This window comes from Sediminihabitans luteus, assembly GCF_002797595.1.
In the GTDB taxonomy this organism is placed as follows: domain Bacteria; phylum Actinomycetota; class Actinomycetes; order Actinomycetales; family Cellulomonadaceae; genus Paraoerskovia; species Paraoerskovia lutea.
In genome coordinates this window covers 87,776-109,057 of record NZ_PGFE01000007.1, presented here as the reverse complement: position 1 = coordinate 109,057, position 21,282 = coordinate 87,776, and the positions used below count along the sequence as shown (strand labels likewise).

The following is a 21,282-nucleotide window of genomic DNA, read 5'->3' as shown; positions in this document are numbered from 1 at the left end:
GGGGCGGTGACGAGCCCCGCCGCGCCGACGAGCCCGCCCGCGCCCCGACCCCGCGTCGGGACGTCGCTCCCGGGGTTCCCCCGGGCGCTCGTGGCGCTGCTCGTGGGCCTGCTGCTCGCGCTCGCCGTCGCGCCCGTGGGCGCGCTGCTCGCCGCGGGCCAGGCCCGCGCGGCGACGGCCGGCCCGACGACGGCCGGCCCGACGACGGCGCCGACGGAAACGTCGGCCACGGGCACACCGGCCACGGGCACCCCCAGCACGGACGCCCCGACCGCCGAGGACTTCGAGGTCGAGCCCCCGACCGTCCTGGTCGGGCTCGGCGGCCTACGCTGGAACGACGTCTCGGCGTCCACCACCCCGAGCCTGTGGCGCATGATCGACCAGGGCTCGGTCGCGTCGATCAACGTGCGCACGGCCAACCCGCTCACCTGCCCGCTCGACGCGTGGCTCACGCTCTCGGCGGGCCGCCGCACGCAGGCCGTGCCCGAGCAGACGGTCGAGCCGTCCGACGACGCGACCGACGACGTCGCCGCGCCCGCGACCTGCCTCGACGTGCCCCAGGTCACGGCGCCCGCGCAGCAGCCCGGTCCCGTGACCGTGCCCGGGTGGACGGCGCTCACACGGCCCGCCGAGGAGGGCATCCTCGAGACCGAGACGGCGGTGCTGCCGGGCGAGCTCGGCGAGTCGTTCGCGACGGCCGACGCGTGCCGCACCGCGGTCGGGCCGGGCGCGGCGGTCATGCTCGCCGACGCGACCGGGCACGTCGACCGGTACGCGGCCGACCTCGCGGAGGTCGACGACCACCAGATCGCCTCGTGCGGCACCCTCGTGGTCGACCTCGGCGACCTGCCCGAGGCCGGGCCCGAGCGCATGGCGGCGCTCGACTCGCTCGACGCGACGCTCGTGCGGCTGCGCGCGGCGCTGCCCCCGGGGTCGCGCGTGCTGGTCGCGGGGGTCACGGGCGCACCGCTCGCGCAGCCCGACCTGCAGGTCGTGGTCGACTGGACGAGCGGCGAGGACGACGCCCGCTGGTCGACCTCGGAGGGCACGCGACGCCCCGGGCTCGTGCAGCTCGCGGACCTGACGGCGACCATCGCGGCCGACGCCGGGGTCGAGACCGCGCAGCTCGACGGCCACCCACTCGAGGACGGCGAGGAGCGGCGCAGCGACGTCAGCGGGACGGTCGAGAACCGGCGCTACGTCAACGTGCTGACCACGACGATCCCGCAGCTCATGCCCGTGCTCGTGACGATCCTCGGCCTCGCGCTCGCCGGGTGCGTGGTCGGCGCGCTGTGGGCCCGACGGCGCGCGGCCCGTCACGGCGCCGCGGTGCTCCCGCCCGGGCCGGGCGGGCGTCGTCTGCTCGTCGCGACGACGCTCGTGGTCGCGTCCGCGCCCGTGGGCACGCCGCTCGCGGCCCTCAGCCGGTGGTGGGTGCTGCCCGCCCCGACGTTCGTGCTCGTGCTCGCGATCTGCGTCGCGACGGCCGCTGTCGCGGTCGCGTCGTGGCTCCTGAGCCGCGTGCTCCCCGCGAGCCCGTGGCGGCTCGCGACCTGCGTCGCCGGCATCACCTGGCTCGTCCTCGTGATCGACGGGCTGACCGGGACGACCCTCCAGCAGGGGTCGCTCCTGGGTTCGTCGCTCGCGCAGGGGGCGCGGTTCTACGGGTTCAACAACATGACGTTCGCGATCTTCGCGGTCGCCGGGCTCACGCTCGCGGCCGGGCTCGCGTCGTCGCTCGCGCGTGCCGGACGCCGCAGCTGGGCCCTCGTCGTGATCGCGGCGGTCGGGGTGGTCACGACCGTGATCGACGGGGGGCCGCAGTTCGGTGCCGACTTCGGCGGGATCCTCGCGCTCGTGCCCGGGTTCGCGGTGCTCGTGCTGCTCGTCGCGGGCGTGCGGATCACCTGGCGTCGGGTCGCTGCGCTCGCCCTCGTGACGCTCCTCGTGGTCGGCACCGTGGCGGTGCTCGACTGGGCCGGGCCGGGCGAGCCCTCGCACCTCGGCGGGTTCGTGCAGCGGATCGTCGACGGCGAGGCGCTGTCGCTCGTCGCGAGCAAGGCCGCGGGCGCGTGGTCGACCGTCGCGAACCCGGCGGGCGTGGTCGTGCTGCCGCTGCTCGTGCTCGCCGTCTGGGCGGTGCTGCGACCCGAGCGGCTGCGGATGACCGAGCTCGCCGAGGCGTACCGCCGCTGGCCCCTGCTGCGGCCGCTCGCCCTCGCGCTCGCGACCACCGGCGTCGTCGGGTCGGTGCTCAACGACTCGGGCATCGTGGTCGGCGGCTTCGTCCTGGTCGTGGCGGTCGCGATGCTCGTGCCGTCGCTCGTGGACGACGCGACCCCGGCCGGCCCGGCGGGGACACCGCGTGTTCTCCCGACCACAGCGCCCGGCGTCCGCTCCATGACGGGCACCCTCGTGACCCTCGCCGGCGGGCTGCTCGTCACCATGCTGCTCGCGACGCTCGTCGCGCCCGGGACCGGGCCCACGGGCGCCGGGACCCAGGTCGCGCCGTCCGACGAGCAGGCCGCCGTGCCCGCCGGGGGCGACCTCGTGGTGGTCGGCACCGCGGGCGTGCGGTGGGACGACGTGAGCACGGGCCTGGCCCCGACGATCCGGTCGATGCTCTCCGAGGACGCGGGCGCGGCGGGCGACTCGCTGCCCACCGGCACCGCGGCGCGGTGCCCCGAGGGCGGCTGGCTCGCGATCTCGGCCGGCGTTCTCGCCGACGCGACGGCCACGAGCACCGACGGCGTGTGGGACTGCCCCGACCTGAGCGTCACCGGCGAGCGCGTCGACCAGTGGGACGACCTCGTCGCGCTCCAGGACGGCTCGCGGTACCAGGCGCACCTGGGCCGCCTCGGAGACCAGCTCGACGGGGTCGCGTGCACCTCGGCGGTCGGGCCGGGCGCCGCGGTCGCGCTCGCGACGAGCGAGGGCACGGTCGACCGGTACACCGAGCTCGCCGACGCGTTCGACGGCTCGACCGGCTCCGCGTTCGGCTGCCCCGTGACGGTCGTCGACGCGGGCGACGCGACCGACCCGACGACGCACGCCGCGGCGGTCGCCGGCATCGACGCCGTCGTCGCGAAGGTGCTCGACGCGGTGCCCGCCTCGACGACCGTGCTCGTCGTCGACGTCGCCAACACCCCCGGCGAGCCGCCCGCGCTCGGCGTGACCGTGCTGCGGCCCGGCGTGACGCACCCCGACTCCCCCGCCTACCTCACGAGCGCCGCGACCCGCACCGACGGCGTCGTCCGCCTGCTCGACGTGCCCGCGACGGTCCTGGCCGCGACCGGCACCGACGCCGTCGCGCCGCTCGAGGACACCCCGATCACCTACGGCTCGCCCCGCCCGCCGGACGCCGTGACCGCGGCCGACGAGATCGCCGACCTCACCGCGCTCGACGTCGTGCGACGCTCCGCGTACACGTCGTACGTCGACCTTCCGTTCTATGCGGGGATCGCGCTCGCGCTCGGCTGCCTGCTCGCCGGCGCGTGGCGGCGCAGGCGCGGGCTCGCGCCGCTCGTCGGACGACCACGCCGTGCCGTCGAGGCCGCCGCGCTCGTCGTCGCCGCCGTGCCCACCGCCGCGTTCCTCGTCTCGCTCACCGCGTGGTGGCGGTTCGACCAGGCCGGGATCGCGCTGCTGCTCTCGACCCTCGTCATGGTCGCCGCGACCGCCGGACTCGCGCTGCTCGCCCCCCGACGGCCCGTGTGGGCCGGGCCCGCGCTGCTCGCCGGCCTCACGTTCGCGATGCTCACGCTCGACGCCCTCGTGGGCACCCCGCTCAACCGTGCGAGCCCGCTCGGCTCCGCACCCACGTACGGCGCCCGGTTCTACGGGTTCGGCAACCCGACCTTCTCCGTCTACGCGGTCGCCGCCGTGATCGCCTCGGCCGCGCTCGCGCAGTGGCTCGTGCAGCGCGGACGCCGTCGCACCGCGGCCGTGACCGTCGCCGCACTCGGGCTCGTGGCCATGTACGTCGACGTCGGGCCGACCCTCGGCGCCGACCTCGGCGGCGGGCTCGTTCTCGCCCCCACGTTCGCGGTGCTCGTGCTCGCCGCGAGCGGCGCCCGCGTGACCCTGCGCCGGTTCGTGCTCGTCGGCGCGGTCGGGGTGCTCGCGGTCGCCGCCGTCGGCGTGCTCGACTGGCTGCGCCCCCCGGCCGAACGCTCGCACCTGGGCCGGTTCGTGGGTCAGGTGATCGACGGCGAGGCGTGGTCGACGCTGCTGCGCAAGGCCGGGTTCGCGCTGCGCTCGCTGCTCGGCGGCGTGCCCGTGTGGATCACGCTCGCCGTGCTCGTCGCCGTCGCGCTCGTGCTGTTCGTGCCACGCCTGACGCCGCGCTGGTTCGCGCGCACCGAGGCGACGTGGCCGCTCGTGCGGCCCGCCGTGCTCGCGATCTGGGTCGCATCCGTGACGGGGTCGCTCGTGAACGACTTCGGGATCCGGATCGCGATGATCGCGCTCGTGCCCGCGGTGCCGCTGCTCCTGGTCGCGTTCCTGCGGGGGGACGACGCGGCGTCCGGCCCGGCGGACGCCGTCAGTCCAGGCCCCGGGCGCGACGTCAGCGCGTGACGGACTTCTTGCCGCTCACCCGGCCGGCGACGGCCTTGGTGCGGCGGGCCGCGACGGCGAGCTGCACGTCGCGGTACTGCGCGGCACGGTGCATCTGCCCGCGGAAGTCCGTGCCCGAGGGCCGGTGCCGCAGGTCGCACGGCACCTCGACCGCGACGTAACCCTGGCGCAGCAGGTCGATCGTCATGCCGGCCTCGACACCCCAGCCGCGCGCGAGCGGCGTCGCGGCCTCGAACGCCTGGCGGGTCAGGCAGCGCATGCCCGACAGCGGCTGGGTCGGCGTCCAGCCGGTGAGCGAGTGGATCGCGCGGCGGGCCGCGCCCACGACGATGCCGCGCCCGCCCGCGCCGACCTGCGGCGGCAGCAGCGCGATCGCGACGTCCGCGACGCCGTCGAGCACGGGGGCCACGAGCGGGGCCGTGTTGACCGCGGTCTCGGCGAGGTCGCCGTCGATGAACAGCAGCAGGCGGGGGGCGCGGTCCGCGGCGTCCCGCATCGCGACGACCGCGGCGCCCGTCTCCATGGCCGCGGCCTTGCCGCGGTTGTGGCTGTGCCGCACGACGACGGCGCCGGCGTCGCGCGCGACGTCCTGCGTGTTGTCGTCGCTGCCGTCGTCGACCACGAGGACGAGGTCGACGTGCGGGATGGCCTTGGCCGCGCGGACCGTCGCCGCGATACGGCGCGACTCGTCCTTCGCAGGGATCACGACCGCGACGCGCTGGCGGTGCGTGCGGTCGGTGCGCTCGGGGCGCGGCGTGCGGGCCACGGGGTTCGGCACGCTCGACGTCGCGTACGCGCTGCCGATGCGGGCTCCCGAGGGTCGCTCGGCATCGGCCTGCCGACCGGTCGAGGATGAGCCCTGGGAGTTCTTGTCCGCGTTCACGCTGCTCATCCTAGTAGGGCAAAGACTCGGTCCACGAATGCCACGCGTCGGGTCGGGGAAGATCCTGTGGAGGCGTCCCCGACCCTCGCGCAGACCTACGAATCGTCAGCGGAGCGTGACCTGGCGGGCCACGATGCCGGCACGCGCGCGACGCTCGTTCGCGTCGAGCGGCTCGGTGACCGCGAGCGCCGCCTCGAACTTGGTCGCGAACACCGTGGCGGGCTCCTCGAGCTCGGACGCCTCGGTGCCGCGGGGGAACTCCCACACGGGCACGAGGATCCCGCTCGAGCGGAACGCGCCGATGAACTTGCCGGTGCCGAGGCCCGAGTCGCGCTTCGCGTGCAGGCGCGCGATCGCGTCGATCATCGTCTCCTCGTCGTGCGGCCACGCCCAGCGCAGGAACTCGCGGCTCATGCGGCACCAGTACGCCGACTCGACCGAGTCGAGCTTGACGGTCGGGATGATCGCGGACGCGGAGTCCTCGAGGGCCTCCTTGACGTCGGGGGTGACGTCGGTCGCCGGGTCGAGCCAGTACGCGTAGTCGTCGTGGACGGTGACCTCGAACGGGACCGACAGGTCGAGCACGTCCTGCAGGCGCGGGCCCTCGCCCGGGATGCCGACGGTCTCGATCGACGTGCCGGGCTCGGTGTCGAGCACCTCGAGCAGCGTCTCGGCGAGGTCGCGGCTCGCGTCGCCCGAGCCCGCGAGGGTCTGCAGGGCGAGCAGGATCACGCCGTCCTGGCGGTGCAGCGCGGCCCAGCCCTCGGGCAGGACCGTCGTGATGAGGACGTCGCGCGCGCCGTGCTCGGCGGTCGTACGGGCCGTCGCGGTCGCCGCGGGGACGACCTCGCGCATCGCGACCCAGTCGGTCTCTCCGGGAAGCCCCTCGAAGGGGCGCAGCACGAAGTCGGGCGTGGAGTTCTTGGCCATGTCCGCGAGTCTATCGCCGGTGCGGCCGACCGCGGGCCGGTGCTGCACGGGCACGGACACGCCCGGCGAGCGCCCTCCCCCGGTGGCAGGATCGTTCCTATGGATCCCCGCGCCGGTACCCCCGCCCAGCCTTCCGACCTCATCGACGTGGACGCCGTCGTCGGCGCCTACTACGACCTGACGCCCGACGTCGACGACCCGGCCCAGAAGGTCGTGTTCGGCACGTCGGGGCACCGCGGGTCGAGCCTCGACCACGCGTTCAACGAGGCGCACATCATCGCCACGACGCAGGCGATCGTCGAGTACCGGGCGAGCCAGGGCACGGACGGCCCGCTGTACATCGGGCGGGACACGCACGCGCTGTCCCTGCCGGCGTGGCAGACCGCGCTCGAGGTGCTCGCGGCGGCGGGCGTCGAGACGTACGTGGACGCGCGGGACAGCTTCACCCCGACCCCGGCGGTGTCGCTCGCGATCCTGCGGCACAACGGCGCGGCGACGTCCGAGGGCGTGCGCACCTCCGGTCCGGGTCTCGCGGACGGGATCGTCGTGACGCCGTCGCACAACCCGCCCCGCGACGGTGGCTTCAAGTACAACCCGCCGCACGGTGGTCCGGCCGGGAGCGAGGCGACGGGGTGGATCGCGGACCGCGCGAACGAGATCCTGCGCTCGGGCGTGGGCGCGGTGCGCCGCGTCTCGCTCGAGGAGGCGCTCGCCGCCGAGACCACGCGCAGGCACGACTTCCTCACGAGCTACGTCGACGACCTCGCGAACGTGATCGACATGGAGGCCATCCGCTCGTCGGGCATCCGGATCGGCGCCGACCCGCTCGGTGGTGCGGCCGTCGAGTACTGGGGCGAGATCGCCGAGCGCTACGACCTCGACCTGACCGTGGTCAACCCGCAGGTCGACCCGCGCTGGGCGTTCATGACGCTCGACTGGGACGGCAAGATCCGGATGGACTGCTCGTCGCCGTCCGCGATGGCGTCGCTCGTGTCGAAGATGACGGACCCGGCGACGTCGGGCACGTTCGACATCGCGACGGGCAACGACGCGGACTCCGACCGGCACGGCATCGTGACGCCCGACGCCGGCCTCATGAACCCCAACCACTTCCTCGCGGTGTCGATCGCGTACCTGTACGGCGGCGCACGCCCCGGGTGGGGCGAGGCCGCAGCGATCGGCAAGACCCTCGTGTCGTCGTCGCTCATCGACCGGGTCGGGGCGAGCCTCGGACGCCGCGTGGTCGAGGTCCCCGTCGGGTTCAAGTGGTTCGTGCCCGGCCTGCTCGACGGCTCGGTCGGGTTCGGTGGCGAGGAGTCGGCGGGCGCGTCGTTCCTGCGCACCGACGGCGGCGTCTGGACGACCGACAAGGACGGGCTGCTGCTGGCCCTGCTCGGCTCGGAGATCCTCGCGACGACGGGTCGCACCCCGTCGCAGCACCACGCGGAGCTCGTGGCCGAGCACGGCGCGTCCTGGTACGCGCGCGTCGACGCGCCCGCCTCGCTCGAGGAGAAGGCGACGCTCGCCAAGCTGTCGCCCGAGCAGGTCGAGGCGACCTCGCTCGCGGGCGAGGAGATCACCGCGAAGCTCACCGAGGCGCCCGGCAACGACGCGAAGATCGGCGGGCTGAAGGTCACGACCGAGAACGCGTGGTTCGCCGCGCGTCCGTCCGGCACGGAGAACGTCTACAAGATCTACGCCGAGTCGTTCGTCTCGGCCGACCACCTCGCCCAGGTGCAGGCCGAGGCGAAGGACGTGGTCTCGGCGGCGCTCGGCGGCTGACGTCCTTCCCATGCCGTGCACGGCCTCCCGTCGGTTCAGGTGCGAGAGTGCCGGACCGCTGGGAGGCCGTCGTGGTTCCGGGGCCGCGGGAGCCGGATGACCCCGTAGTTCCGCTCCGGAACCGACATCTGGAAGTACTTCCACACGCCGATCGGGACGATCACCAGGGTGTAGAAGAGCCGGTAGATCGGGACGATCACGAGCCACCGGTCGCGATACCGCCAATGGACCGCGTACGTCACGGCGAAGTAGAGCCCGATGACGGCCAGGAGGCCGAGCGACGAGCCTGCGACCGAGTAGATGCGGACGGCGATGAGCGCGATGACGACCACGGAGCCGTAGATCCACAGCAGCGGGTACTTGAGGATGAACCGGATGTTGGCGATGAAGAGCCGGAACTCCCCTCCCGCCCAGGCCACGCGCTGACGCCACCAGGGCTTGAACGTGTCGGGGACGATCGTCAGCACCTCGAACGGGATGTGCGCGACCCGGAACCCGTACCCGTTGGCGAGCAGGCCGACCTCGATGTCGTTCCCCTGGAAGAACAGGGAGTGCCGGCGCATCACCGCTCGGAGCGCCTCTGCGGTGCCCGCGTGGCAGGCGCCGCTCAGCATCCACGGCAGCAGGAGCCGCAGCCGCATCGCGAGCCGGTACTCGTACCGTTGCAGCGCGACGAGCCAGTTGAGCCCGGGCTGCGTCACGAGACGCACCGAGGCGATCTCCGTGCCCTTGGCGTGCATGATCCCGACGAGATCACCCAACGGTCGCGGGGTCGTGGTGTCCGCGTCGATGCACACGACGTAGCTCGCGCGCACCTCGTGCTGGAGCGCCGAGCGGACGACGCGGTCCCTGATGGTGCCGCCGGTGTTCCGCTTGGTCGACGGCGGCGGTACGTAGTCGGCGCGGTGGGTCCGGAACCCGAACCGTCGGCCGAGGTCGTCGAGCGCTCCGTAGAACTCGTCGCTCTCTCCCGACGTGGTGCACAGGATGACGCGACGACCGTACTGGGTCAGGTACTCGACGTTCTCGAGGTAGCGCACGTTGCCGTAGATCGGCACGAGGACGTCGAAGTCCTCGAACCGTGGGACCCGCGGGAGCCTGGCCCTCGAGGCCAGGCGCACGCGGACCACGACGACGAGGTCGATCCCGACCCAGCAGATCGCTGGGATCAGCAGCCAGAGCCCGGTCACGACACCGCGGGCGCGGGAGCGAGGACGTTGCGGATCGCCGCGGCCGAGGCGCCGTCGGCGATAAGTCGACGAAGCCGGGCGACCTGCGACGCCAGGTCGACGTCTTCGACGTTGGCCCTGCGGATCCTCGGGTGCTCGGTCTCGACATGGTTCTCCGCGAGGCTGAAGAGCTCCTCGTGCAGCTTCTCGCCCGGGCGCAGGCCGGTGAACTCGATCGTCGGCGCCGGCAGGCCCGAGAGACGCACGTACTCCTCGACGAGCCGGAGGATCCGGACCGGCTCGCCCATGTCGAGGACGAACGTCGAGCCCTCCGTCCGCAGGGTGCCCGCCTCGATCACGAGTCCCGCGGCCTCGGGGATGGACATGAAGTAGCGCGTCACGTCGGGGTCGGTGATGCGCACGGGGAGCCCCGCCCCGATCTGGTGGGCGAGCGTCGGCAGGAACGACCCCCGGCTCCCGAGCACGTTTCCGAACCGGACGTTGGAGTAGTCGACCCCGTAGTCGATCGCCGTGCGCCGGACGATCTGCTCGGCCAGGCGCTTGGACCACCCCAGGACGGAGGTCGGGTTCGCTGCCTTGTCGGTGCTGATGTTGACCAGCTTCGGGACTTCGTTGCGCACGCAGGCGCGCACGACCGACTCGGTGCCGAACACGTTGGTCTTGACGGCGGCCTCCGGCGCTCGTTCGAGCAGCGGCAGGTGCTTGTGCGCGGCAGCGTGGAAGACGACGTCGGGACGAACCTCGCGGAAGATCCGGTCCATGAGGTCGACGTCGCGGATGTCGGCGAGCCGATACGTCTCCTCGGCGAGGAGCGCCGAACCCCGTGAGCTGAGCTCGAGCGAGTACAGGGCGAACTCGTCGTTGTCGACGAAGTGCACGGAGGAGGCGCCGAGAGCCTCGACCTGCCTGACGATCTCCGAGCCGATGGAACCTCCGGCGCCCGTCACGAGGACTGACGCTCCTCGCAGCATCCTGACGGCTGCGTCGCCGTGGACGGGGGTGCTCGTCCGGCCGAGGAGATCCTCGGGGCGCACGAGACCGGCGAAGGGGATGAGCGACATGCGGCACCAATTCATTAGGCTGGGTCTTACGAAGCGAGCCTAATTTAATCGTCCATCACAGCTTCTTCACAGCCTCAGGATGGGTGAAAGTCACCCATTTGCTATGACAGATGTCACAAACCACCCGCCCCAGAGCGCGGCGGAACCTTCACCGTCCGGGGAGCACCGCGGGTCCGGCCGTCCGCACACCGGACCTCCTGCGAGCCTCTGACCTGGGAGGGGACTTCTCCCCTGTCTCGGATGCGCGTCTACGGGCGCGCGCCCCCTACGGTGGTCCCGTATCCACCGGAACCTGACCCTAGGAGCACCATGCGCATCACCCGCACCGGGGCGGCAGCCCTCGTCCTCGCCTCGATCCTCGGCCTCGCCGCCTGCTCGTCGGACGACGACGCCTCGGCCGACGCATCCACCTCGACCGCCGCAGCGGCCGAGGACGAGACGGCGACCCCGAGCGACGAGGCCACCGAGGAGCCCAGCGACGAGGCCACCGACGACGCGGAGCCGGCCGATGCAGGCTCGGGCGACTACACGACGGCCGCGTGGGCGTACCCGGTGACGAACCCGGGCACGCTCCTGACGACGCTGAAGAGCGACCGGTTCTCGGTTGACGTCTACCAGGTCGGCGTCGAGAAGGCCTCGAAGACGGGCAACTTCGTCGACCCCGAGACCAACAAGCCGATCATCGACGTCGGCGACGACATCGTGGTCGTGAACTACGTCGTCACGAACACCTCGGACGAGACGCTCACGATCGGCGCATCCCTGGTCTCGGTCGACGGTCGCTACGCGGACTGGCCGTACCTGCAGGGCATGGACTCGGTCACCGACTTCGACATGAACGAGAAGCTGGGCATCAACCAGACCGCGGCCCAGCCCGGCACGGGTGACGAGGAGACGTACACGCAGCAGTGGGAGCCGGGCACGTCGTTCTCGATCGCCGACAACTTCCGGTACCAGGCGGGCTCGCCCATCACGTTCGACGCGACGCTGTACGAGTCGGACGACGCGGGCGACCTCGTCCAGCCCCTCGAGGAGACCTCGGGCGACACCACGATCCAGTGATCGTGCGGAGCGCCTGACCGGGGCCCGGTCGCCGATCGGCGGCCGGGCCTCAGCGCGCGACGAGGTCCTGGTAGTCGGGGTGCCGCGCGATCCAGCCGTCGACGTACCAGCAGGTCGGCACGACGCGCAGCCCTTCGGCACGCGCGTCGTCGAGCGCGCGCCGCGCGAGCGCGCCGGCGATGCCCTGCCCACCGTGCTCGGGCGGGACGACGGTGTGCGGCATCTCGACGAGGCCGTCCTCCCGGCGCACGTACTCGAGCGTGCCGACGACCTCGCCGTCGGGCGTGCGCGCCTCGTAGCGCTCGTGCCCTGGGCGGTGGACGACGTCGTACTGCAGCGGGGTGGTCATACCTGGTCAAGGCGCAGGGAGCCCGAGATCATCCCGCGCCACGCGTCGTCCGACGTTACCGACCGGTAGCAGGTGGGAGATACTTGCACGGTGGTGCAGAAAACCGGGCGATCGCGTCGACCCAACCCGTACGCCGTCGTCCTGCGGACGCCGGGGGCCGCGCGGTTCTCCGCCGCCGCGGTGCTCGCCCGCCTCCCGATGTCGATGCTCGGGATCGGCACGATCCTGCTCGTCGAGGCCGTCTACGAGTCGTACGCGCTCGCGGGCCGCGTCTCGGCGACCCTGATCGTCGCGCAGGCCGTCGTCTCGCCGCAGGTCGCGCGACTCGTCGACCGGATCGGTCAGCGCCGCACGACCCTGCCGCTCGTCTTCACCGCGGCCGTCGGCCTCGGCGGGCTCATCACGACGGGCGTGACGCACGGACCCGAACCGCTGCTGTACGTGTTCGCGATCCTCGCCGGCGCGTCGTCCGTCTCCTACGGGTCGATGGTCCGCGCACGCTGGTCCCACGCGCTGAGCGACCCCAAGCTCGTGCACACCGCCTACTCGCTCGAGTCCGCGCTCGACGAGGCCGTGTTCGTCGTCGGCCCCGCCGTGGTCACGCTGCTCGCGACGACCGTGACGCCGTCCGCCGGGCTCCTCGTGCCGCTCGTCGCCGCGGTCGTCGGCGGGCTGTGGTTCGTGTCCCAGCGGGCGACCGAGCCACCCGTCGTCGTGCACGAGCCCGGGACCAGGCACCGCACCGCGATGCGCGAGCCCGGCATGCTCGTGCTCGTGCTCGCGTTCGTCGGCATGGGCGTCGTGTTCGGCGCGACCGACGTGTCGACCATCGCGTTCACCGACGAGAAGGGCGCCCCCGGGCTCGCGGGCCTGCTGCTCGCGACCTTCGCGTTCGGGTCGCTGCTCTCCGGCCTGTTCTACGGCGCACGCCACTGGGTCATGGCCCTGTGGAAGAGGTTCGTGATCGGCATGCTGCTGCTCGGCGCCGGGGCGTCGCTGTTCTTCCTGGTCGACTCGACCGGGGTGCTCGCCGCCGTCATGTTCGTCACCGGGTTCGCCATCGCGCCGACCCTCATCAACGGCAACGCCCTCGTGCAGTCCCTCGTGCGCCCCGCCCAGCTCACCGAGGGCCTCACGTGGGTCTCGACCGCGCTCGGTCTCGGCGTCTCGGTCGGGGCCTCGCTCGCCGGGTCGCGCGTCGACGCCGTCGGGGCGCACGGCGGGTTCGAGGTCGTCATGGGCGGGGCCGCGCTCGCGGTCGTCGTGACTCTCCTCGCGGTGCGCAGCCTGCGCCGCGACCGCTCGCGCGAGGAGATCACCACCACCACGGCGTGACGGGTACGTGGCGGGCCTCACCCGGCGCCCGACTGCGAGACCGCCCGTCCCGGCGCACAGTGGAGGGACCGTCTACCGCAGGAGGTCCCCGTGCCGTTCGGAATCGGTCGCCCGCCCCAGGACTCGCGCAACCGCACGGTCGCCGACCTGCTCGTCGCCCAGCTCGTCGAGGCCGGGGTCACCCGGATCTACGGGATCGTCGGCGACAGCCTCAACCCGGTCGTCGACGCGGTGCGCCGCTCGGCGGTCGACGGCGGCGGCATCGAGTGGGTGCACGTGCGGCACGAGGAGTCGGCGGCGTTCGCCGCGGCGGCCGAGGCCGAGGTCTCGGGCGGCCTCGCCGTGTGCGCGGGGTCGTGCGGGCCGGGCAACCTGCACCTCATCAACGGCCTGTACGACGCGAACCGCTCGCGCGTCCCGGTGCTCGCGATCGCGAGCCACATCCCGAGCGCCCAGATCGGCACCGGGTTCTTCCAGGAGACCCACCCGGACCGCCTGTTCACCGAGTGCTCGGTGTACTCCGAGATGATCTCGTCGGCCGAGCAGGCGCCGCGCGTCATCAGCTCCGCGATCCACCACGCGTTCGCGGGCCCCGGCGTCTCGGTGCTGACCATCCCGGGCGACGTCGCCGACCTGGACGCACCCCGCGCCGTCCGCGACGTCGCGCTGCCCCCGGCCCGGCCGCGCGTCGTCCCCGACCCGGACGCGGTGCGCCGGCTCGCCGAGGCGATCGACGCGGCCGAGAAGATCACGATCTTCGCGGGCGCGGGCGTGCGGCACGCGCGCGACGAGGTGCTCGAGCTCGCCGACAAGATCGCCGCGCCCGTGGGCCACTCCCTGCGTGGCAAGGAGTGGATCCAGTACGACAACCCGTTCGACGTGGGGATGTCGGGCCTGCTGGGCTACGGCGCCGCGTTCGACGCGATGCACGACGCGGACCTGCTCCTGCTGCTCGGCACCGACTTCCCGTACCCGCAGTTCCTGCCGGACGACGTCACCACCGCTCAGGTCGACGTCGAGCCCTCGCGCCTGGGCCGGCGCACGCGCCTCGACGTCGCCGTGGTCGGCGACGTGGGCGAGACGCTGCGGCTCCTGCTGCCGCAGGTCGCGGAGAAGCGGTCCCGGAAGTTCCTCGACACGATGGTCACCAAGCACCGCAAGGCCCTGTCGGGCGTCGTCGGCGCCTACACCAAGAAGGTGGAGAAGGCCGTCCCCATCCACCCCGAGTTCGTCGCCGACCAGCTCGACCAGGTCGCTGGCCCCGACGCCGTGTTCACGGTCGACACCGGCATGTGCAACGTGTGGGGCGCCCGGTACATCTCGCCCAACGGTCGACGCCGCATGATCGGGTCGTTCCTGCACGGGTCGATGGCGAACGCCCTGCCGCACGCGATCGGCGCGGCCTTCGCGGCCCGCACCGCAGGCTCCGACCGTCAGGTCGTCGCGATGGCGGGCGACGGCGGGCTGTCCATGCTGCTCGGCGAGCTCATCACCGCCCGGCACTACGACCTGCCCGTGACCGTCGTGCTGTTCAACAACGCGAGCCTCGGCATGGTGCGCCTCGAGATGCTCGTCGACGGCTTGCCCTCGTTCGGCACCGACTCCCCCGCGGTCGACTACGCGGCCGTCGCGGCCGCGCTCGGGATCCGGTCGCAGCGCGTGACCGACCCGAAGGACGTGCGCGAGGCGCTCGAGGCCGCCCTCGCGGCGCCCGGCCCCGCGCTCGTCGACGTCGTGACCGACCCGCGCGCGCTGTCGATCCCGCCGAACATCACCGCCGGGCAGGTGCGCGGGTTCGCCGCGGCCCTGACCAAGGAGGTGCTCGGCAACGGGATGGGCGAGGCCGTGTCGATGGCCCGGTCGAACCTGCGCAACGTCCCCCGGCCGTAGCTGACGACCGGGGAGAACTCCCCTGTGGACACCCTGTCGCGGGGCCCGGCGGACCGCTACTGTCCACCCCGTGACAGTCTTCGTCGTCGTCGGGGCGGTCGGCCTCGTCCTGCTCCTGGTGTCCGTGCTGCTCGGCGAGATCGTCGACATCGGTGACGGTCTGCTCTCCGGCACCGCGCTCGGCGCGGGTGCGACCGTGTTCGGCGCCGTGGGTGCCGTGGTCACGGTCAACGACCTGCCCGCGTGGCTCGCCTGGGTCGGGTCTGCGGCCGTCGCGCTGCTCGTGGTGCTGCTCGTGCAGCGCCTCACGATGCGCCTGCACGCGACCCAGGACGCCCCGGCGCCGTCGCTCGTGGGCGTGCAGGGCGTCGCGACGTCCGACATCGCGGACGCGAGCGGCGAGGTCTCGCTCGACGCCGCGCACGAGCTCGAGCGCCGCATGGCCTGGGCCGACGAGCCGATCCCCGAGGGCGCGCGCGTCGTCGTCCTCGAGCAGTCGGGCACGCGTGTGCGCGTGCGACGGCACTTCCCGAACGACTGACCCACCCCGGGCGGCGGTCGCAGGGGCCGTCGCCTCCCCCGGTGCACGGGGCGCCCGCACGGGCGCCGTCGGGCGCCACCCACCGGAAGGAGCCGCGCCGCGGGCGCGTCAACCATGAACGACACCACCACCGTCGGAGTGATCGCGAGCGCCGCGATCGTCGTCGTCCTCGTCTGCCTGATCGCGTTCGTCGCGCACCGGATCCGGCGCGTCCCGCCGAACGAGGCGCTCATCATCGTCGGCCGCGGCGCGGGCGCCAAGGACACGGACGCCGCGGGGCAGCGCGTCGTCACGGGCGGCCGTGCGTTCGTGTGGCCGATCCTGCAGCAGGGGTTCTCGATCTCGCTCGAGCAGCGGCAGATCGGCATCACGGTCGAGGGCGTCGACCGCAACCGCATCAAGATCGCGATCAAGGCGTCGATCAACTTCAAGGTGCGCGGCGACGAGGAGGGCGTGCGGCGCGCGGCCCAACGGTTCCTGTCCCAGCAGGGCACCCTGACCGAGATCATCAAGGAGTCGCTCGAGGGTTCGCTGCGCTCGATCGTGGGCGACATGACGATCGAGCAGATCATCTCGGACCGCAAGGGCCTCTCGGACCGCGTGGTCGCCTCGACCAAGACCGACCTCTCGGAGCAGGGCCTCCAGGTCGACCTGCTCAACATCTCCGACATCTCGACGCCCGGCTCCGACTACCTCGCGAACCTCGGGCGCGCCGAGGCGGCCCGCGCGCGCCAGGTCGCCGAGGTCTCCGAGGCCGAGGCGCAGCGCGCGTCCGAGTTCGCCGCGATCGACGCGGCCGAGCAGATCGCCGAGCGCCAGAAGGCCCTCGACCTCAAGCGTGCCGTGATCAAGGCGGAGACGGACCGCGCGAACGCCGAGGCGCAGGCAGCGGGCCAGCTCGCGCGCGCCGAGCAGGAGCGCCTCGTGGCCGAGCAGGAGCGTGAGGCGCTCGCCGAGGTCGCGCGCGTGACGCAGGAGAAGCTCGACATCGAGGTGCGCAAGCCCGCCGAGGCCGACGCGTACGCGAAGGTGCAGGCGGCCAACGCCGCCCGTGACGCCGCCAACGCGGCGACCGAGGCCGAGGCGTTCAAGCGCACGACGATCGCGCAGGCGAACAAGACGGCCGCGATCCAGGACGCGGAGGCGTCCGCCGAGGCCGTGCGCCGTGCGGGCGAGGCCGAGCGCGACCGTCAGGTCGCGCACGCGGCGGGTATCCGCGCCGAGGGTGAGGCCCGCGCGGCCGCGATCGAGGCCGAGGGCCTCGCCGAGGCGCACGCGACCGACGCCAAGGCCGAGGCGCTCAAGAAGTACGGCGAGGCGGCGCTCGTGCAGGAGCTCATCGAGCGGCTGCCCGAGATCGTGCGTGCGGCCGCCGAGCCGATCGCGTCGATCCAGGGCATGACCGTCGTCTCGACCGACGGCGCAAGCGCGATCACGAAGAACGTCGCCGCGGTGCTGGGCGAGGGCCAGGAGGTCGTCAAGCAGCTCACGGGCGTCGACATCAACCAGCTCATCGCGAACCTCGCGGGCGGGCGGAGCACCGACTCGCTCAACTGACGCACGGCGGGCGCGAACGGCACGGCGGCACGGCCGGCACGGCGGCCCGGCCGGCACGCACGGGGCGGGGGCGCACTGCCCCCGCCCCGACGTCGGTAGGGTCGGCGCATGAGCGACGAGGCTCCGGCCATCCCCCCGACCGACCGTCCGACCGTCCGCACCCACGAGGCGACGGTCCCGTCCGTCGTCGACGTCCCGGTGCGCGTCTACGTCCCCGAGCCCGCGGGCGCACCACCGGGCGTGCTCGTGTGGGCGCACGGCGGCGGGTTCGTGCACGGCGGCCTCGACATGCCCGAGTCGGACGCGCTCGCCCGGGGCATCGCCGCGCAGGCCGGGGTCGTGGTCGTCGCGGTCGACTACGAGCTCGCGGGCGACGGGCGCGGCTACCCGGTGCCGCACACCCAGCTGCGCGACGTCCTCGCGTGGACGCGGGCGCAGGCCGCCGGCTGGGGCGCCGACCCGGCCACGGTGGCCGCGGGCGGTGCCAGCGCGGGCGCGTGCGTCGTCCTCGGGGCGACGCTCTCCCTGCTCGACGACGGGCTGCCGCTGCCCGCCCGCCTGCTGCTGGCGTACCCCGCGGCGCACCGTGTGCTGCGCCGCGACCCGTCGCTCGCGCCGCCCGCGCAGGGCCCCGACCCGGTGAGCCGGTTCGACGACGAGCGCATGGCGAGCATGTTCGGCACGTACGCGAACGGCGTCGACCCCGCGCCGTACCTGAGCGTCGACGGTCGCGACCTGACCGGGATGCCGCCGATGCTCGTGCACGCCGCGCTGCTCGACGACCTGCGCACCTCGGCCGAGGACCTCGTGGCGCGGGCCGTCGCGGACGGCGTCGAGGCGCGGCTGCACGTCGCCGACGCCGGGCACGGGTACCTCAACCACGACCCGGCCGGGCACGCGTCGTCCGCCACGGTCGAGGCGTTCGCCCGGACGTTCTGAGGGGCCGCACGCACGAACGCCCCTCCCGGCCGGGCCGGGAGGGGCGTTCGTGTCGGACGGCGGGCGGTCAGGCCTTCCCGGCCGCCTCGCCCATCGTCTCGGCCACGAAGTGCCCGCGCTTGACCTTCGCGTCGGAGTCCATGGCCTCGAGTTCCATGCCCTTGGTCTCCGGCACCCGGAAGTACACGAAGAGCAGCGACAGCAGAGCCATCACGGCGTAGAAGCCGTAGGCGAACGTGAGCCCGATGTCCGCGAAGACCGGGAACGACATGGTGATGGCGAAGTTCGCGATCCACTGCGCGGCCGCGGCGACCGCGAGCGCCGAGGCGCGGATCTTGTTGGGGAACATCTCGCCGAGCAGGACCCACACGACCGGGCCCCAGGTGGCGCCGAAGAACACGACGAACGCGTTGGCACCGACCACGGCGACCGTGTCCCAGGAGCCGCTGAACGAGACGCTGTCGCCCGAACCGCTGGCGTTGGAGAACGCGACGGCCATGAGGCCGAGGGAGATGAACATGCCCGTCGAACCGATGAGCAGGAGGCGCCGTCGGCCGATCTTGTCGACGAGCAGGATCGCGACGATCGTGACGACGATGTTCGTGACCGACGTGATGGTCGAGGTGAGGAACGCGTCGCTCGCGTCGAACCCGACGGACTGCCAGAGGGTCGTCGAGTAGTAGAAGATCACGTTGATCCCGACGAACTGCTGGAACACCGAGAGCAGGATGCCGGTCCAGACGATCGGCTTGAGGCCGAGCGCCGACCCCTTGAGGTCGCGGAGCGACTGCTGCTCCTCGGTGTTGATCGTCGCCTTGATGTCGTCGATCTTGTGCTGGACGTCGTGCTCGCCGGAGAATTCGCGCAGCACCTTGGCGGCCTCGTCGTCACGTCCCTTGCCGACGAGGTAGCGGGGCGACTCGGGCAGCTTGAGCGCGGCGAACCCGTAGATCAGCGCGGGGACGGCGGCGACGATGAACATCCAGCGCCACGCCTCCTGCCCGAACCAGAGGTCCTCGGACGCACCGCCGGCAGATTGCTGCAGGAGCTGGTCGGACAACAGTGCGGCGAAGATGCCGAGCACGATCGCGAGCTGCTGGAGCGAGCCGAGTCGACCGCGGAACTTCGAGGGTGACACCTCGGCGATGTACGCGGGGGCGATGACCGACGCGGCACCGATGGCGAGGCCACCGATGATGCGCCAGGCGACGAGGTCCCACACGCCGAACGCGAAGCCGGAGCCGAACGCGGAGATGAAGAACAGGATCGCGGCGATGACCATGACGCGGATGCGCCCGTACTTGTTCGCGAGGCCGCCGGCGAACCAGGCGCCGACCGCGCAGCCGAGCAGCGCCGCGGCCACGACGAACCCGGCGAACGTGTCGTTGTCGAGGCCGAACTCGTCGCGGATCGAGTCGACGGCACCGTTGATGACCGACGAGTCGAACCCGAAGAGGAACCCTCCGAGCGCTGCTCCGACGCTGATGCCGATGACGCGGCGGTTGAGCCGTGAGTCCGCGATCGGTGCGGGCTTTCCTGGTGAGTCGCTCACCGGTGCCTCCCTGAGTCCGGGGGCGCCGGCCGCGGCGCCCGTTCATTGGCACAGTATCGGCGCGGTGATGCGCCCGCCCGGTGGAGGACGTGTGACGGTCGCGACGGGCACCGGGGACGCTCCCCGCTGGCGAGCGGGCGCCATCGGTGCCTCGGGCTACGGCTCCGGGTGGTGCGAGTCGTAGGCCCAGAACCGCGGCGTGCGGCGCACCACGAACCACAGCACGACGACGCACAGCAGGCCGCCGATCACGGCCGCCCAGCCCTCGCCGACCCTGCTCGCGCCCGCCCCGAGCGCCACGTCGCCCAGGCGCGGGCCGCCCGCGACGACGACCGTGAACACGCCCTGGAGCCGCCCGCGCATCGCGTCCGGCGTCGCGGTCTGCAGGATCGTCTGGCGGAACACCGCGCTGATCGCGTCCGACGCACCGGCCACGACAAGGGCCAGGAACGCGAAGGTCAGGGCGACGCCCAGCACCGAGTCCGGCGTCGTCCGCCCGGCCGTGACGAGCACGCCCCCGAACAGCGCGACGCTCAGGCCCCACGCAGTGATGGCCCACACGATGATCCGGCCCTGCCAGCGCACGCGCGAGAGCCCGCCCGAGAACAGCCCGGCCGCGATGCCGCCGATCGCGATGCCCGCGGTCAGCACGCCCGTGGTGACCTCACCGCCGCCGAGGTACAGCACGCCCGCGGCCGGGAACAGCACGCGCGGCATCGCGAGAACCATCGCGACCAGGTCGACCACGAACGTCGTGCGCACGTTGCGCTGCGTACCGAGGTAGCGCAGCCCGTCGACCACCGAGGCGAGGCCGCTCGGGCGGCGGGGCCGGGGCTTGCCCCCCGTGTCGGACGCCGGCACCGCGGTCGCGGGGGGTGCGGGCCGTCCGGAGTCGGCGGGCTGCGGGTCCGCGGGCTGCGGGTCGGCGGGCTGGGGGTCGGCGGGCTGGGGGTCTGCGGGCTGCGGGTCTGCCGGCTCGGGCGGCAGCGCGGGCAGCTTCCACACGGCCCACAGGGCCGCGGTGAACAGCACCGCGTCGATCGTGTACGCCTCGGCGTAGTCCCAGACCGCGATGAGCGCGGCCGCGGCGAGCGGCCCGACGGTCAGGGCGACGTTCCAGGTGAGCGTGCTCAGGGCGTTCGCGGCCGGGATGAGCCGGGGCTCGAGCAGGCGCGGGACGATGGCCTGCCGCGCCGGGTTGTGCACCGCCGACGCGGCCGACTGCACCGCGACGAGCCCGTAGAGCACCCCGACCGAGTCGAGGTGGAGCCACGCCTGCGCGGCGACGAGGCCCGTGACGCCCCACAGCACGAACGCGGAGACGAGCGCGACACGGCGGCGGTCGTACAGGTCGACGAGCGCCCCGCCGTACAGGCCGAGCAGCACCAGGGGCACGAGGGCGAAGATCCCCAGCACCCCGACCGCGAGCGACGAGCCCGTGATCGCGTAGACCTGCAGGCCCACCGCGACGACCGTGAGCTGCGTCCCGAGGTTCGACAGGCCCAGGCTCCACCACAGCCGCCGGTACGCCGGCGAGACGCGCAGGGGCGTCGTGTCGACCAGCAGGCCGCGCGGGAGGAGGGGCACGGACGTCCACGATAGGCGAGCGCTCCCACCGCGCGTGCGCGTCGGC

The 21,282-nt window shown here is 73.2% G+C and carries 15 protein-coding genes; 8 read left to right on the top strand and 7 right to left on the bottom strand.

Features of this window, described 5'->3' with window-relative positions; all coding sequences use genetic code 11:
• Positions 1–6 precede the first annotated feature (6 nt).
• The gene (locus tag CLV28_RS15175; protein ID WP_100424185.1) at positions 7–4,578 is read left to right on the top strand and encodes a hypothetical protein; all 4,572 of its coding nucleotides are present in this window, start codon (positions 7–9) and stop codon (positions 4,576–4,578) included.
• Here CLV28_RS15175 and CLV28_RS15170 read toward each other — a convergent pair.
• Both CLV28_RS15170 and CLV28_RS15165 read right to left on the bottom strand, forming a co-directional pair.
• Positions 4,568–5,461 (bottom strand): glycosyltransferase family 2 protein, encoded by an 894-nt coding sequence (locus tag CLV28_RS15170; RefSeq protein ID WP_373314318.1) that lies wholly within the window; start codon positions 5,459–5,461, stop codon positions 4,568–4,570. The two genes, CLV28_RS15175 and CLV28_RS15170, sit on opposite strands and share 11 nt — an antisense overlap.
• 105 nt (positions 5,462–5,566) lie before the next feature.
• Complete coding sequence (locus CLV28_RS15165) at positions 5,567–6,391, bottom strand: DUF5926 family protein (protein WP_100424214.1); 825 nt, start codon at positions 6,389–6,391, stop codon at positions 5,567–5,569.
• 99 nt (positions 6,392–6,490) lie between these two features.
• Between CLV28_RS15165 and pgm the strand changes: the two genes are divergently transcribed.
• Positions 6,491–8,173 (top strand): phosphoglucomutase (alpha-D-glucose-1,6-bisphosphate-dependent), encoded by a 1,683-nt coding sequence (gene pgm, locus CLV28_RS15160; protein WP_100424183.1) that lies wholly within the window; start codon positions 6,491–6,493, stop codon positions 8,171–8,173.
• A gap of 35 nt (positions 8,174–8,208) precedes the next feature.
• Here the strand turns inward: pgm and CLV28_RS15155 are convergent, their stop codons facing one another.
• Together CLV28_RS15155 and CLV28_RS15150 are read right to left on the bottom strand one after the other, a co-directional pair.
• The gene (locus CLV28_RS15155) at positions 8,209–9,363 is read right to left on the bottom strand and encodes a glycosyltransferase family 2 protein (RefSeq protein ID WP_100424182.1); all 1,155 of its coding nucleotides are present in this window, start codon (positions 9,361–9,363) and stop codon (positions 8,209–8,211) included.
• Positions 9,360–10,424, bottom strand: a complete 1,065-nt coding sequence (locus CLV28_RS15150; RefSeq protein ID WP_239073311.1) for a polysaccharide biosynthesis protein — start codon at positions 10,422–10,424, stop codon at positions 9,360–9,362. Before CLV28_RS15150 ends, CLV28_RS15155 begins: the two co-directional genes overlap by 4 nt.
• A gap of 309 nt (positions 10,425–10,733) precedes the next feature.
• Here CLV28_RS15150 and CLV28_RS15145 point away from each other — a divergent pair, with 309 nt between their 5' ends.
• The gene (locus CLV28_RS15145) at positions 10,734–11,486 is read left to right on the top strand and encodes a hypothetical protein (RefSeq protein ID WP_100424181.1); all 753 of its coding nucleotides are present in this window, start codon (positions 10,734–10,736) and stop codon (positions 11,484–11,486) included.
• Positions 11,487–11,535: 49 nt separating this feature from the next.
• Here the strand turns inward: CLV28_RS15145 and CLV28_RS15140 are convergent, their stop codons facing one another.
• Positions 11,536–11,835, bottom strand: a complete 300-nt coding sequence (locus CLV28_RS15140; protein WP_100424180.1) for a GNAT family N-acetyltransferase — start codon at positions 11,833–11,835, stop codon at positions 11,536–11,538.
• 90 nt (positions 11,836–11,925) lie between these two features.
• Between CLV28_RS15140 and CLV28_RS15135 the strand changes: the two genes are divergently transcribed.
• From CLV28_RS15135 to CLV28_RS15115, 5 genes are all read left to right on the top strand, one after another.
• Entirely contained in the window at positions 11,926–13,170 is a 1,245-nt protein-coding gene (locus CLV28_RS15135; protein ID WP_308440393.1) for an MFS transporter, read from the top strand.
• A gap of 90 nt (positions 13,171–13,260) precedes the next feature.
• A complete protein-coding gene (locus CLV28_RS15130; protein ID WP_239073310.1) occupies positions 13,261–15,060 on the top strand; it encodes a pyruvate dehydrogenase in 1,800 nt (599 codons plus the stop codon).
• A 70-nt stretch (positions 15,061–15,130) separates the two neighbouring features.
• Positions 15,131–15,601, top strand: coding sequence for an NfeD family protein (locus tag CLV28_RS15125; protein ID WP_100424179.1), 471 nt, complete (start codon positions 15,131–15,133; stop codon positions 15,599–15,601).
• Between the two features lie 114 nt (positions 15,602–15,715).
• Positions 15,716–17,158 carry a flotillin family protein gene (locus CLV28_RS15120; protein ID WP_100424178.1) on the top strand — a complete coding sequence of 481 codons (1,443 nt, stop codon included), beginning with the start codon at positions 15,716–15,718 and terminating at the stop codon, positions 17,156–17,158.
• Positions 17,159–17,266: 108 nt separating this feature from the next.
• Positions 17,267–18,097: an alpha/beta hydrolase gene (locus tag CLV28_RS15115; RefSeq protein ID WP_100424177.1), complete on the top strand. Its 831-nt coding sequence runs from the start codon at positions 17,267–17,269 to the stop codon at positions 18,095–18,097.
• A gap of 67 nt (positions 18,098–18,164) precedes the next feature.
• Here the strand turns inward: CLV28_RS15115 and CLV28_RS15110 are convergent, their stop codons facing one another.
• Both CLV28_RS15110 and CLV28_RS15105 read right to left on the bottom strand, forming a co-directional pair.
• On the bottom strand, positions 18,165–19,649 hold the full coding sequence (locus CLV28_RS15110) for a sugar porter family MFS transporter (protein WP_100424176.1): 1,485 nt from the start codon (positions 19,647–19,649) through the stop codon (positions 18,165–18,167).
• A 156-nt stretch (positions 19,650–19,805) separates the two neighbouring features.
• Positions 19,806–21,236, bottom strand: coding sequence for an MFS transporter (locus CLV28_RS15105; RefSeq protein ID WP_100424175.1), 1,431 nt, complete (start codon positions 21,234–21,236; stop codon positions 19,806–19,808).
• Positions 21,237–21,282 lie beyond the last annotated feature (46 nt).

Bases quoted from the DNA above. Each gene is read 5' to 3' on its own strand.
- CLV28_RS15120 (WP_100424178.1), top strand. From the start codon at position 15,716: ATGAACGACACCACCACCGTCGGAGTGATCGCGAGCGCCGCGATCGTC.
- CLV28_RS15115 (WP_100424177.1), top strand. From the start codon at position 17,267: ATGAGCGACGAGGCTCCGGCCATCCCCCCGACCGACCGTCCGACCGTC.
- pgm (WP_100424183.1), top strand. From the start codon at position 6,491: ATGGATCCCCGCGCCGGTACCCCCGCCCAGCCTTCCGACCTCATCGAC.
- CLV28_RS15150 (WP_239073311.1), bottom strand. From the start codon at position 10,424: ATGTCGCTCATCCCCTTCGCCGGTCTCGTGCGCCCCGAGGATCTCCTC.
- CLV28_RS15165 (WP_100424214.1), bottom strand. From the start codon at position 6,391: ATGGCCAAGAACTCCACGCCCGACTTCGTGCTGCGCCCCTTCGAGGGG.
- CLV28_RS15145 (WP_100424181.1), top strand. From the start codon at position 10,734: ATGCGCATCACCCGCACCGGGGCGGCAGCCCTCGTCCTCGCCTCGATC.
- CLV28_RS15140 (WP_100424180.1), bottom strand. From the start codon at position 11,835: ATGACCACCCCGCTGCAGTACGACGTCGTCCACCGCCCAGGGCACGAG.